Genomic DNA, 13,720 nt, shown 5'->3' with positions numbered 1-13,720 from the left:
TGGGGGGCGCGCTGCCGACTAGGAATGTGCCCGGTGCGGTATGCGTGCTCTCCCAGCATACCCTTAAATAGGTATCTGTAATGCAAATATTGCATGTCGTGTCACCAGAATCGCCCCGTCGGTGTCCCGACCCCCGCCCAAATAGCGCTTCCAATCACAGCGGCACACATGGGAGCACCGCAGATTCGGTACGATAAATTTATGACTGAATCCACACACACCACTCGTGTAGCCTCTCTGCCCTGCGATGCGCTCGCTGCTGAACGCACCCTCGTGATGGGCATCCTCAACGTCACCCCCGACTCCTTCAGTGACGGCGGACAGCACTATGCCGCCACCGATGCTATCGCCCACGCCGCCCGCATGATCGCTGAGGGCGCCTCCATTATCGATATTGGCGGCGAGTCCACCCGCCCCGGTGCAATCCGCATCAGTGTGGAGGAGGAGCATCGCCGCATCCTGCCCGTTATTGAGGCAGTCGCGCAGATGGGCACCACCATTAGCGTGGACACCATGAACCCGCAGACCGCCCGCGCCGCCATCGCCGCGGGTGCACACATCATCAACGATGTGTCCGGTCTGAACGTGAGCGATGAAATGATTAAAACCGCCGCCGAACTGCAGGTGCCGTACATCCTCATGCACGCCCGCGGCACCTCCCAGACCATGAACAGCCTGGCGGAGTACCCGCGCGGCGTGGTCACCGAGGTTGTGGAGGAGCTGACCGGCCTGCGTGAGCGTTTCCTTGCCGCCGGTGTGCTGCCGCAGAACCTGATTCTTGACCCGGGTCTGGGCTTCGCTAAGGGTGGCATGCAGGACTGGGAGCTGCTCGCCGCTATTGATGAGCTGCACCACCTGGGCCACCGCTTGCTCATTGCCGGTTCCCGCAAGCGTTTTATTGCGAACGCCCTGACCGCGGCGGATATGGCGCTGGCTGAGCGCCTGAATGCGAGCGGTTTCACCGCAACCGATGCGGGTGAGGCTGAACGTGAACTGTGGCAGTCGCTGTCGGAGCCGCGCCCGTCTCAGCATCGTGCCGCAGCTTCTGCGGCGGTGACCGCCCTGGTGGCGGCGCGCGGGGTGTGGGCGGTGCGCGTGCACGACGTGCCCGCCAGCGTGGATGCGGTGACGGTCGCCTCCGCGCTGCGCTCTGTCAGCTAATACCGTTAGCTGCTCGCCAACCCAACGCCCCAAATACTTTCTAGGAGACCCCAATGACCCAGGCAGATTACGCACGCCACGACCGTATCACTCTTACCGGCATTACCGCCAAGGGCTACCACGGCGTGCTCGACTTTGAGAAGCGCGACGGCCAGCCCTTCGTCGTGGACGCGACCCTGTACAGTAATTTTTCTGCCGCAGCTGCCACCGATGACCTGACGAAGACTACGAACTACGCGCTGGTAGCGGAGCTTATCAACCGCGAGATTACCACCGGCTCGCTGGATTTGATTGAGACCCTTGCCATGAACATTGCCGAGGGTATTTTGGCTGATTTTGAGCGTATTGACGCGGTGGAAATCAAGGTTTCTAAGCCGCAGGCGCCCATTGAGGTGCCATTTGGGTGCGTAGCGGTGAGCGTGTTCCGTGAGCGTGTCGCCGGTGAAGGCGTCCGTTAATGGCGGGCACCCAGAAACTAGGTATACAGAAGCACCGTGCGGTGTTGGCGTTGGGCTCGAACCTGGGCGAAAGCGAAGATACCCTAGAGCGTGCCATCGCCGACCTGGTGGCGAGTGGTGTGCAGCTGGTGCGCGCCTCCGGGCTGTACCGTACCGCCCCGGTGGGTGGTCCAGCGGGTCAGCCGGATTTCGTGAACGCGGTCATTGAGGTGACCACTGACCTGGGGGCCTACGAGCTGCTGAAGCTGTGTAACGCGGTGGAGGCGGCGTATCACCGTGAGCGCCTGGTGCGTTGGGGCCCACGTACCCTCGATATTGACGTGATTGACTATGATGGCATGATCTCTGAGGATCCGGTGCTGACTCTGCCGCATCCGCGGGCGCAGGAGCGTGCTTTTGTGCTGGTACCGTGGGCGCAGATGGACCCGCAGGCACGCTTGACGGTGACGCATCGTGCGAAGCCTTCGGGGGAGCGTGCGGATGAGGTTCCTGCACCGCTGAGCCGCGAGGTCGTGAACGTTGTAGAGCTGTCCCGTACGCCGATTGAGGCGGATGAAGACGCTATTAGCTATATGCGTGAGATGCAGGTACCTGATCAGCCTTAAATATGGCACCCTGGAAGGTAGAGGAACCTACCGAAAGGAAACACCATGAAGCCCCTGAGCTATTGGGCGATTATTGTAGCGGCGGTGTGCGCTGCCGCTGTCGCTCTTATGGTGAATTCCGTGATGATTGGCGCCGGTTTTGGAGAGCTGAATTTTTCGTGGATGCTTGGCGCGGTGTGCCTGCTGGTTGCGGCGGGTGCCGTGTGGCTGGGTGTGCAGGTGGCTCGTTATCGTCGTATTCAGACGCGTGAGAAGGCACCGCATATGGGCCCGATTCTTGCGGCGCGTGCGGTGGCGTATGCGCAGGGGTCCATTATGACCGGTGCCCTGTTGGCGGGCTGGTGTGGCGCGATTCTTGGCTACCATTTGGCGATGGTGTCTACGCGCGGTTTTTCGGTGGTCTTTTGGGAGGTTCTTGTTAATTGTGTGGGCAGTGTTGCCTTGCTGATTGCTGGCCTGTGGGCTCAGCATTGTTGTCGTATTCCGCCGGGTGATGATGAGGATGTGGCCTCCTCGTCCGGTGCCGTAAAGCCGCGAGAGGGAGGAACCTATGTCGGCTCCTAACCAGAATAGTTATTCGCCGAATGGCCAGTACGGGCAGGACGCCCAGCAGGGCCCCTATGGGCAGAACGGGCAGTATCAGCAGCCCTATGGTCAGCATGGTACCCCGTATGGACAGCAAACAGAGTACGGTCAGCAGGTTCCGTCCGCAGCCTCGTACCCGAACGCATCTCAGCCAGTTCCCGCGCAATCCGTACCGGAGCCGCAATGGGTGCCCGCAGCTTCCCGCTACCTGACAGTTCGCTTTGTTCACACCATTTCTGCTTTGGCGTTCCCGATTCTTGCGGGTGTTGCCATGTACTGTGCGGGTGCGTTCTTCGGCGGCCCGGAGGTACTGCGCATTATCGGTCTGGCTGTGATTGGGGTGTTTGGCCTGTGGGGTCTGTGGTGGATCCTGACCACTCCGCGCCGTACTCGCGCGCTCAGCTACGCGCTGGAGTCTAATCACCTGATGGCTCGCCGCGGTATCATGTTCCGTTCGATGAGCTCCATGCCGTACGGTCGCATCCAGTATGTTGATGTGGATTCGGGCCCGCTGGAGCGCATGTGCGGTGTTGCCCGCCTGACGGTGCGCACCGCGGGCACGACCACCGGCACGATGGTGCTGTTTGGTATTCCGCTGAACGTGGCGGAGGAGCTGCGTGCGGATTTAGTGCGCCGCGCCGATGAGCGAATGGCGGCACTCTAATGAGTACCCCGGTTCCGAATAATAACGCTCCGAACTCTCAGGATCAGAAGTGGTGGCGTGCCGATATCCGCACGTTCATTATGAACCTCTGGTTTATTATTCTGCTGGCGTTCGGCTTCTTCCAGAGCATTATCCTGAATATTCTGACCACCCCGCCGAACGAGTGGGGCGCGCGCCTGACGCAGGCATTTGACGAGAACAGCAGCTATTTCAGCACGACGTACTCGCAGCTCATCGGCTTTGCCGTGCTCCTGCTGATTCTGGCTGCTGGCTCGATTGACTGGTGGTTTACTCGCTATAGCCTGGACGATTTGGCGATTCACCGCCGCAGCGGTTTTCTGTTCAAGAAGAACCGCACGATTCGTCTGGAGAGCGTGCAGAGCGTGGACATTTCGCGTCCTCTGGTGACTCGTCTGCTGGGTCTGTCGGAGCTACGTTTTGAGGTGGCTGACGGCTCTTCGGAGGCGCTGCACATCAAGTACGTTTCAGCCCGTAAGGCGGAGGTTCTGCGCCGCACCGCGATGGCGAGTATTAACCTGCTGCGTTCGGAGGCGGCTGGCCGCCCGGTCGACGTGTCGTCCGATAGCATGCAGATTTCAACGGAGCGTATACTGGATGCGGATCAGATGCACCAGCCGTTCGAGGCGTCCTATGGTGCGCCCGTGCAGGACAGCACCCAGCAGGTAGTGTCTCAGCAGGGATTCCAGCAGCCCGCACCCGACCAGTTTGCACCCGAGCAGTCTGTACCTCAGCATCCCTCAGCATCTCGCCGCGGCGCTCGCGGTCGTATGCCAATGCCGGTCGCAGCCGACCTCTCACAGCCGCCGATTTTTCGCATCTCGAATGTGCGTCTGATTGGCTCTATCATACTGGAGCACCTGGTGTGGCTGGTGCCCGCCGTGGCCCTCATGGTTGGCATTGCGGTCTTAGCCGCAATGCTGGAGGGTGAGAGCCCGTTCCTCATTTTCATGGCGATACTGCCCGGTACCTTCGCGCCTATGGTCGGTTACGTGGTTGCCCTATGGACACGTTTTGATGGTGCCGCGAACTTCAAAATCACCCCCAGCGGTCAGGGTGGTGTAACCCTGCGGTACGGTTTCACCGGCACGCACACCCAGAACGTGATGGTTGAGCGTATTCAGGCGCTGGTCGTGGAGCAGCCCATCCTGTGGCGTGCGTTTGGCTGGTACCGCATCAAGATGACCATTGCCGGTATTGGTATTGAGAAGAACGAAAACCAGAAGCTGGTGACCCGCAATATTGCCCTACCGGTTGGCAACAAGCAGGAGACGGTGATGGTGTTGCGTCTGCTGTTGCCCGCCCTAGATGAGGTGCAGGCGCAGGTGCTGCTGGATACCGCCAACAGTTCGCTGAAGAGTCAGAAGCCGCAGGTTCCGGCAATGATTGTGACGCCCTCTTCGGCGCGCTGGATGGATCTGCTCACCTGGAAGCGTAACGGTGTGACCACGGTCGGTTACACCGCCGGTTCGGTGCAGGCGACCACTTGCATTGATTCTGATGCGGCGTGCTCGAGTGTTGGTGAGCATACGCGAGGTGACCTGCTGCTGATTCGTGGTGGCTACTTTATCCGTGCCCTGTCGATTGTTCCGGTCAGCCGTGTGCTGAGCGTAAGCTGGGGTCAGGGCCCGCTGCAGCGTGCCTTCGGATGCGCGAGTGTGCATTTCGGTACGGTGCCCGGCCCGGTGCGTACGCTCATGATGCACTCGCCGCCACGCGTCTGCGAGAACCTGGTGTGGTTGATGACGGTTCGGCTGGAGGGTATTGAGCCCTACTACCGAGTACCGGAACCCGCGCTGGGTTCTGCGCCTGCTGCGAATGTGCCCGGCGCGAATGGGTACGGTGTGCGTTAACCCGCTACTAAAACTGCAAACACACCCTACCGCCGGTCTCCTGTTGTGTACCGGCGGCAGGGGGTGTTGCCAAGGGAGAATATACTTAAAGCCGTGATACAGCATTCAAAACCTGCGCGTTTGGGCATTGGAATTATTTCAGCCGGGAGGGTCGGAGCCGTCCTCGGTGCAGCTTTGCGCGCCTGCGAGCACACTATTGTGGGTGTTCACGCGGTGTCTGAGGCTTCTCAGGAGCGCGCCGCGATGCTGCTTCCCGATGTGCCGTTGCTGCCGGTGGAGCAGATTGCTGAGCGCAGCGAATTGCTGATTCTTGCTGTTCCTGATGACGAGTTGCCGGGCCTTATCACCTACCTGGCGTCCTTGGGAAGTATCACCGCTGGTCAGATTCTGGTGCACACCTCCGGCCGTCACGGCACTGAGCTTCTCGCACCGGCGACCGCGCTGGGCGCTATCGGTTTGGCGATTCACCCCGCCATGACGTTCACCGGCATGTCCGTGGATTTGCAGCGTCTGAACGGCACCTGCTTCGCTGTGACCGGACCCGCGCCGTTCATCCCGATTGCTCAGGCACTCGTGGTGGAAATGGGCGGCGAACCCGTGCACGTTGCCGAGGCTGACCGAGCGCTCTACCATGCAGCCTTAGCGCATGCCGCGAACCACCTCGTGACCATCTTGGGCCAGTCCCAGCAGATGCTTGCCTCTATCGGTATTGAGGACCCGGCACGCTATATGGGGCCGCTCGTTCGAGCCGCCGTGGATAATGCGCTCGCCAGCGGTGAAGGTGCTCTAACCGGGCCCGTGGCACGTGGAGACGCCGGTACCGTGAAGGCTCACCTTCAGGCTCTGAATGAGTATTCAGAGCCTGAAAAAACAGGTGATATTACAGACTCTTATGCCGCTCTGGCACATGCAACTGCAAAAAGGGCGCATAATAGAGGTTTGTTAAACGATGAGCAACTGGGACGAATTAAAAATCTGCTGGGCGATTCTACGGAATGCAACCAGCCCGGCGATATTGATGATTCAACCCCCGAAAACAAGGAGTTCTCGTCATGACTGAGACTTCGAAGCCCCGAGTTGTGACCACCATTGCGGATTTCCGTACGGTAATCACCGAATCCCTTGCCGCAGCGCAGGAGGAACTGGACCGGGTAGCCCGCCAGGAGGCAGAGCAGAATGGCACTGATGTTCAGTACCGTACCGCCACGCTGGGTTATGTGCCCACCATGGGTGCCCTGCACGACGGCCACGCAACCCTGTTGCGTCGTGCTGCTGAACAGAATGATGTAGTGGTCGCCTCCATTTTCGTGAACCCGCTGCAGTTTGGCCCCGGCGAGGATTACGAGGCGTACCCTCGTACTCTCGAAGCGGATGCTGCTCTGGCCGGTGCTGCCGGTGTTGACATTATTTTTGCCCCCGAGGTTGAAGAGATGTACCCCGATGGTGACCCGCTCATCCGCATTTCGAGCGGTGAGCTGGGTACTAAGTTTGAGGGTGCGACCCGTCCCGGTCACTTTGATGGTGTGCTGACTGTGGTCAATAAGTTCTTCAATATTATTCGCCCCGCGGCCGGTAACCACCAGGTGAACGCGTACTTCGGGCAGAAGGACGCTCAGCAGTACATCCTGATTCAGCGTATGGTGCGCGATTTCAACCATGACGTGACCATGCGCCCGGTGGTGATTGTGCGTGATGATAACGGTTTGGCGTTGTCTTCGCGTAACGGCTACCTGTCGGATGAGGAGCGTGAGTCTGCTCTCGTGCTGTCCCGCACCTTGGCGATGCTGCGTGAGAATTCACTGAACCGTGGTTTCCACGAGATTGACTTGGATGGTGCGCGCGAGCGGATTAATTCCACTCCCGGCGTGCGCCTGGATTATTTAGAGTTGGTTGATCCGATGACTTTCGGCGAGCCGACTGAGGAGTCGGAGCGAGTGCTGGCACTGGTTGCTGCGTACGTTGGCCCGACCCGCCTGATTGACAACATGGACCTGCGCTAAGCGTTCGCTCGTTTAGAAGAGTCCCCAACACACTACACAGATAGGTATCACTGTGAGCACTGAGCACACTGCCGCACCGGCGATTGCTGATATGTCCGAGCAGATGCAGATTCGCCTGGAGAAGCGTGCGAAGCTGATCGAATCGGGTCGCGAGGCATACCCGGTGGGTCTGCTGGATTCTGAGGGTAATCGCGTGGAGCCCAACCACATTGAGGATCTGCGCGCCGAGTACGATCCGAAGCTGGCTGCTGAGGAGCTGAAGGCTGGGGAAGAGACTGACCGTGTGGTGCATGTTGGCGGCCGCGTGGTGTTCGTCCGTAACACCGGTAAGCTGTGCTTTGTGACCCTGCAGGGTGGTACCGAAGGCAAGCGCATCCAGGCGATGCTGTCGCTGGCTGAGGTTGGCGAGGAATCCCTGTCTGAGTGGAAGTCCCTGGTTGACCTGGGTGACCACGTGTTCGTGACCGGCCGCGTGATTGTTTCTCGCCGCGGTGAGCTGTCCATTATGGTGACCGACTGGAAGATGGCGTCGAAGGCGCTGCGCCCCATGCCGGTTCTGCACAAGGACCTGAATGAGGAAACCCGCGTTCGCCAGCGTTACCTGGATCTGATGGTTCGCGAGGAGGCTCGCGAGTTGGTGAAGAAGCGCGCCCTGATTACCCGTACCGTCCGCCGCGTGCTGGAAGATCACGGCTACATTGAGGTTGAGACCCCCGTTCTACAGCTGGTGCACGGTGGCGCGACGGCTCGCCCGTTCCGCACTCACCTGAACGCTTTTGACCAGCCGATGACGATGCGTATTGCAACCGAATTGCCGCTTAAGCGTGCAGTGGTTGGTGGTATTGACCGTGTGTACGAGATTGGCCGCGTGTTCCGTAACGAGGGCGTGGACTCGACCCACAGCCCCGAGTTCACCACCCTGGAGTGCTACGAGACGTACGCTGACCAGTTTGTGATGGCTGAGCGGATGAAGGAGATTATCCAGAGCTGCGCGAAGGCTGTCGGCACTGAGCGTATTGAGACCGAGAACGGCACCATTGACCTGTTCGGTGAGTGGAAGTGGGTTGGCGTGTACCCGGGCCTGTCCGAGGCTGTGGGAGTTGAGATTACCCCGGAGACTGACGCATCCGTTTTGCGTGAGATTGCTGAGAAGCATGAGGTGGACATTGACCCGAAGTGGGACGCTGAGAAGCTGGTGACCGAGCTTTTCGGTGAGATTGTTGAGCCGGCCCTGGTGAACCCGACCTTCGTGTACGATTACCCGCCAAGTGCTCAGCCGCTGGCTCGTCCGCACCGTTCCGGTGAGCCTCTGATCGAGGCATGGGACCTGATTATTGGCGGTATGGAGCGCGGTACCGCGTTCTCCGAGCTGATTGACCCGGTCATTCAGCGTGAGCGCCTGACCGCTCAGTCGCTGCTGGCTGCTGCCGGTGATGATGAGGCGATGGAGCTGGATGAGGACTTCCTGCGCGCCCTCGAGCACGGTGCACCCCCGATGGGTGGCCTGGGCTTGGGCATCGACCGTCTGATTATGCTGCTGGCGGGCGACCAGGATCCGGAGCATCCGGGTACTGTGGTGCGTCAGCCCGGTATTCGTGAGACTATTCTCTTCCCCCTGATGAAGCCGGAGGCCTAAGCTTCCCCTTCACCTGTGAGGGTGTCAAAGCGGCGGGTGCCGCGGATACGGTTGTATCTGCGCCACCCGCCGTTTTCTGTGTGTTCTTTTGCGCGGCGTATAGCTTCTGGGGTTGGGTTTGTTGTTTATTTACACAGGTCAGGGGAGTTTTAGGGTGATTTTTTGCTTATTCTGGTGCTGATTTATGCTGTTCCATTCACTCTGGTGGGGTTTTCTGCTTATATACATGAATGTGTTACATAGAAAATAATGAAGGGATGGGAGGCGGCAGAATTTTGCTTTTGAATAGAGTTGAAATGTATGGTGCGAATGATCTAATGTGCAGGCTCGTACGGGCGCTATATTGCACTCAGATTGTCAAAGGATGAGGGGGTGCATTATTAGGTGTCTTTGTCTCTGAGGGCTGTGTCTGCTGTCTGGAAGATTCCAAAGTATTTGCACTCTGAACTTCACTTTAATGTTCTTGTAGTGAGTGCAGATTTAACGGGGGGAAGCAGAAGCGATATATCGCTGCGGGTGATTGGTCCATTGTTTCAATGCTCAGAATATTTTCGGAATCTTTAATATATTTCTGTTACTATATGAAAGAAAATTAGTACATAAATATATCCGGCGCCCTATTTTCTCAATTCCGATAGAGGTTTTTGGGTTTACCCCATAGGATATATGTAACAGATGAGGAGGCGCCTCAATGGCACAGAAGGTTCGCATCATCCTGGAAGACGATCTCGATGGCGGTCCCGCAGACGAAACTATCCGTTTTGGCCTGGACGGCGCTCACTACGAAATTGATCTGTCCTCTGCAAACGCAGCTCGCCTGCGTGACGCTATCCGCCCCTTCGTAGCGAAGTCCCGCCGCGTGCAGGGTGCCGCTACTCAGCGCAGCCGTGCTCCCCGTGGCACCGCTGCTCCGGTTAAGCGCAACCCTGAGACCGCAGCAATCCGCGAGTGGGCTAAGGCTAATGGCCACAAGGTTTCTGACCGTGGCCGCATCCACCAGGATGTTCAGGACGCATACTACGAAGCAATGAAGGCTCAGGGCTAAAGGCTCTCAGTATTCACGCTGTCGGAGGGTTTGGTGCTTTAGGGCTCTAATTCTCCGGACGCTAAAGGCGGCTGGTTTTCTGACCATCCGCCTTTAGTTGTACCCCGGTATTTCTTGATATGTGTTGCATATCTGCGGAGGGTGGGGTGTTTTTATATCACCCACCCTAATTTACTACTTACATGTAAAACATATTGATCCTTTGCCCATGCCCGCTTCTGAATTATCAGGAGGAAGACTAGGGAATCGGATACCCAATCTGGTGTCGAGTTCAGGCTCCCCATTTAGATTTCATGTATCGGCAGGAACACTAAAGGTAATGGTGCATTCACCTCTTCAAAGCGGGGGTATGCTCTGTAGTATTTGTGCTGTCGCTGAGTCGAGTATTCCATTGAAGAGACTGGAATGTACTGACTGAAATTTTCGAATAATTAGGGACCCTGCATCTTCGGTGGTACTTTCGGAAATTACGGATTATTTCTTGGTGTGGTGCCGAAATCATGCGGGAATTGTCTGGGAAATAAGTACCGTGTTGTCCGGCAAGTATTTTTTGCAAATTATTGAAATTTCTCACTTAAGCGTATAAATTTTTAAAAATTTCTGCAATATATTCATGCACCTGCAGGAAACAATCAGTTTGGGGAGTTGGTCTATATGGGTTATTGTGCGTTCACCTCTTCAGTAAACCCTCGTATCGGCACCATGGTCTCTCAGAACCCACCCGTACCACCTGCCCGCAGTACATCCGATGGCAATATGCACACACTCTGCATGCGCACACTCTGCACAGGCAGCCCCGGCAAAAACAGTCAGCACCGACCGGCAGTGCCCATCCACCTGCAGGGTAGGCCCACCTGCGTGAGCTAGCCCCCTCAAAACCACTCCCGTACCCCGCCAGAAGCCCCGAAACCGTGCCTAAAACGCTTCGAACAGCTCATCTGTTCTCTTGATGGCGAACAGACGCCCATCAGCCCGCCCTTTCAGCCGCGCTCAACGTACTCTTGTATCAATAGGAAAATGCAAGGAGTGCGTAAATGTTTGAACGCTTTACCGATCGAGCTCGGCGCGTTGTGGTGCTTGCCCAGGAAGAGGCACGCATGCTCAACCACAACTACATCGGTACCGAACACCTTCTGCTCGGTCTGATTCACGAGGGCGAAGGCATCGGTGCCCGCGCCCTGGAATCATTGGGCGTTACCCTGAACGCAGTACGTGAACAGGTTCAGGACATCGTCGGCCCCGGCCCCCAGGCACCTAACGGCCACATCCCCTTTACCCCTCGCGCGAAGAAGGTTCTCGAACTGTCCATGCGCGAGGCTATTCAGCTGAACCATGGCTACATCGGCACCGAACACATCCTGCTGGGCATGGTTCGTGCCAACGAGGGCGTGGCAAACCAGGTGCTGGTCAAGCTGGGCGCTGAACCCGCAGCCGTGCGCCAGGCTGTGATGGACCTGATTTCCGGCTACCCCGGCAACAACTCCGGTGATAAGGAAACCGCCGGCGTGGGTGCAGGTAACTCTCGCGAAGGCACTCCCGCGGGTTCGACCATCCTGGATCAGTTCGGCCGCAACCTCACCGCGGCAGCACGTGAGGGCGAGCTGGACCCGGTCATCGGCCGCCACAAGGAGATGGAACGTGTCATGCAGGTCCTCTCCCGCCGTACCAAGAACAACCCTGTGTTGATTGGTGAGCCCGGCGTCGGTAAGACCGCCGTCGTGGAGGGCCTGGCACAGGCTATCGTGCACGGTGACGTCCCCGAGACCCTCAAGGACAAGCACCTGTACACCCTGGACCTCGGCTCCCTGGTTGCAGGTTCGCGCTACCGCGGTGACTTCGAAGAGCGCCTGAAGAAGGTCCTGAAGGAAATTCGCTCCCGCGGTGACATCATCCTGTTCATCGATGAGATCCACACCCTCGTCGGTGCAGGTGCCGCAGAGGGCGCGATTGACGCTGCCTCCATCCTCAAGCCCATGCTGGCTCGAGGCGAACTGCAGACCATCGGTGCAACCACCCTGGACGAGTACCGTAAGCACATTGAGAAGGACGCGGCCCTGGAGCGCCGCTTCCAGCCGATTCAGGTTGAGGAGCCCTCTCAGGAGCTCGCCGTGCAGATTCTCAAGGGTGTGCGTGATAAGTACGAGGCACACCACCGCGTCACCATTACCGACGAGGCAATCGAGACTGCCGTGAATCTTGCGGCACGCTACATCTCTGACCGCTTCCTGCCGGATAAGGCTGTCGATCTGATTGACGAGGCGGGCGCACGTCTGCGCATCAAGCGCATGACCGCACCTCCGGAGATCAAGCTGCTCGACGAGAAGGCTGCCAAGTTGCGCCAGCAGAAGGAAGACGCCATCAACTCCCAGGATTACGAGAAGGCTGCAAGCCTGCGTGATCAGGAGCAGAAGGTCCTGGCTGAGAAGGAAGAAGCCGAGAAGGCATGGCACGAAGGTGGCGACGCATTCGGCACCGTGACCCCCGAGGTTATTTCTGAGGTTCTGGCAGCTTCCACCGGTGTTCCCGTCTACAAGATCACCGAGGAAGAGTCCAGCCGCCTGTTGACCATGGAGCAGGAGCTCCACAAGCGCGTCATCGGCCAGGAGCACGCTATCGCGGCGCTGTCCCGCGCTATCCGTCGTACCCGCGCAGGTCTGAAGGACCCGCGCCGCCCTGGTGGTTCGTTCATTTTCGCCGGCCCGACCGGTGTGGGTAAGACCGAGCTTGCTAAGGCACTTGCTGAGTTCCTGTTCGGCGATGAGGATTCGCTCATCACCCTGGATATGTCCGAGTACCAGGAGAAGCACACCGTCTCCCGTCTGTTCGGTGCGCCTCCCGGCTACGTCGGCTACGATGAGGGCGGCCAGCTGACCGAGAAGGTCCGCCGTAAGCCCTTCTCCGTGGTCCTGTTCGACGAAGTGGAGAAGGCTCACGCCGACCTGTTCAACTCGTTGCTGCAGATTCTGGAAGACGGTCGCCTGACCGACTCGCAGGGTCGCGTGGTGGACTTCAAGAACACCGTCATCATCATGACCACCAATCTGGGATCGCGTGACGTGAACCGCCGCATCCCGGTCGGTTTCCAGGCGATGGACGACGCAACCGCCGACTACGAGCGTATGCAGTCGCGTGTGATGGAGAACCTCAAGGAACACTTCCGCCCCGAGTTCCTCAACCGTGTGGACGACATCATTGTCTTCCCGCAGCTCTCCGAGTCTGAGATTCTGCAGATTGTGGACCTGTTCGTGGGTCGCCTGGCTAAGCGTCTGGCGGAGCAGGATATGTCTATTGAGCTGACCAATGCTGCGAAGGTTCTCATGGCCACTAAGGGTTACGATCCGTCCATGGGTGCTCGCCCGTTGCGCCGCGAGATGCAGCGCAACATTGAGGATGCACTCTCCGAGAAGATCCTCTTCGGTGAGATCAAGCCCGGTGAGAAAATCACCGTGGATGCTGAGGGCGAGGGCGACTCCGCGAAGTTCGTTTTCTCTTCTCAGCCGATGAAGGAGCTGGCTCTGGATTCGGTGCAGGAGCTGAACGAAGCGGACGCTCCTGCAGCTGAAGCACCTGCAACTGATATTCAGGACGAGGACTAGGCTCTGTGTAGCTAAGTTCTAGCGTACTAAACGACTGTGGGGCGGTACCGGAATTATCCGGTTACCCGCCCCCCTCCGGTTTTTTTTTATGAAAGGGGA

11 protein-coding genes are annotated in these 13,720 nt (G+C 58.3%); all 11 read left to right on the top strand.

The genetic code is table 11. From position 1 onward, the window contains the following. Positions 1 to 201: 201 nt before the first annotated feature. The 11 genes from folP to QFX05_RS08105 all read left to right on the top strand — a co-directional run bounded on the left by folP (position 202) and on the right by QFX05_RS08105 (position 13,621). Complete coding sequence (folP, locus tag QFX05_RS08155; protein WP_279742225.1) at positions 202 to 1,161, top strand: dihydropteroate synthase; 960 nt, start codon at positions 202 to 204, stop codon at positions 1,159 to 1,161. 53 nt (positions 1,162 to 1,214) lie between these two features. Then, entirely contained in the window at positions 1,215 to 1,619 is a 405-nt protein-coding gene (folB, locus tag QFX05_RS08150) for a dihydroneopterin aldolase (RefSeq protein ID WP_279742224.1), read from the top strand. After that, positions 1,619 to 2,224: a 2-amino-4-hydroxy-6-hydroxymethyldihydropteridine diphosphokinase gene (gene folK / locus QFX05_RS08145; RefSeq protein ID WP_279742223.1), complete on the top strand. Its 606-nt coding sequence runs from the start codon at positions 1,619 to 1,621 to the stop codon at positions 2,222 to 2,224. The genes folB and folK overlap by 1 nt, the downstream gene beginning before the upstream one ends. Positions 2,225 to 2,269: 45 nt before the next feature. Then, positions 2,270 to 2,788 (top strand): DUF3180 domain-containing protein, encoded by a 519-nt coding sequence (locus QFX05_RS08140; RefSeq protein WP_279742222.1) that lies wholly within the window; start codon positions 2,270 to 2,272, stop codon positions 2,786 to 2,788. Then, on the top strand, positions 2,775 to 3,473 hold the full coding sequence (locus QFX05_RS08135; RefSeq protein WP_279742221.1) for a PH domain-containing protein: 699 nt from the start codon (positions 2,775 to 2,777) through the stop codon (positions 3,471 to 3,473). The genes QFX05_RS08140 and QFX05_RS08135 overlap by 14 nt, the downstream gene beginning before the upstream one ends. Further along, on the top strand, positions 3,473 to 5,344 hold the full coding sequence (locus QFX05_RS08130) for a PH domain-containing protein (RefSeq protein WP_279742220.1): 1,872 nt from the start codon (positions 3,473 to 3,475) through the stop codon (positions 5,342 to 5,344). The genes QFX05_RS08135 and QFX05_RS08130 overlap by 1 nt, the downstream gene beginning before the upstream one ends. Before the next feature lie 93 nt (positions 5,345 to 5,437). Next, on the top strand, positions 5,438 to 6,400 hold the full coding sequence (locus tag QFX05_RS08125; RefSeq protein WP_279742219.1) for a Rossmann-like and DUF2520 domain-containing protein: 963 nt from the start codon (positions 5,438 to 5,440) through the stop codon (positions 6,398 to 6,400). Next, a complete protein-coding gene (panC, locus tag QFX05_RS08120) occupies positions 6,397 to 7,344 on the top strand; it encodes a pantoate--beta-alanine ligase (protein WP_279742218.1) in 948 nt (315 codons plus the stop codon). The genes QFX05_RS08125 and panC overlap by 4 nt, the downstream gene beginning before the upstream one ends. Before the next feature lie 52 nt (positions 7,345 to 7,396). Further along, positions 7,397 to 8,980: a lysine--tRNA ligase gene (gene lysS, locus QFX05_RS08115; protein ID WP_371567960.1), complete on the top strand. Its 1,584-nt coding sequence runs from the start codon at positions 7,397 to 7,399 to the stop codon at positions 8,978 to 8,980. A gap of 691 nt (positions 8,981 to 9,671) precedes the next feature. Then, positions 9,672 to 10,025, top strand: coding sequence for a histone-like nucleoid-structuring protein Lsr2 (locus tag QFX05_RS08110; protein WP_279742217.1), 354 nt, complete (start codon positions 9,672 to 9,674; stop codon positions 10,023 to 10,025). A 1,034-nt stretch (positions 10,026 to 11,059) separates the two neighbouring features. Then, a complete protein-coding gene (locus tag QFX05_RS08105) occupies positions 11,060 to 13,621 on the top strand; it encodes an ATP-dependent Clp protease ATP-binding subunit (RefSeq protein ID WP_279742216.1) in 2,562 nt (853 codons plus the stop codon). Positions 13,622 to 13,720 lie beyond the last annotated feature (99 nt).

It is taken from the genome of Rothia similimucilaginosa, assembly GCF_029850875.1.
Classification (GTDB): Bacteria; Actinomycetota; Actinomycetes; order Actinomycetales; family Micrococcaceae; genus Rothia.
Note: the sequence above shows the minus strand (reverse complement) of the source record. Positions and strands in the feature narration are given on the sequence as shown.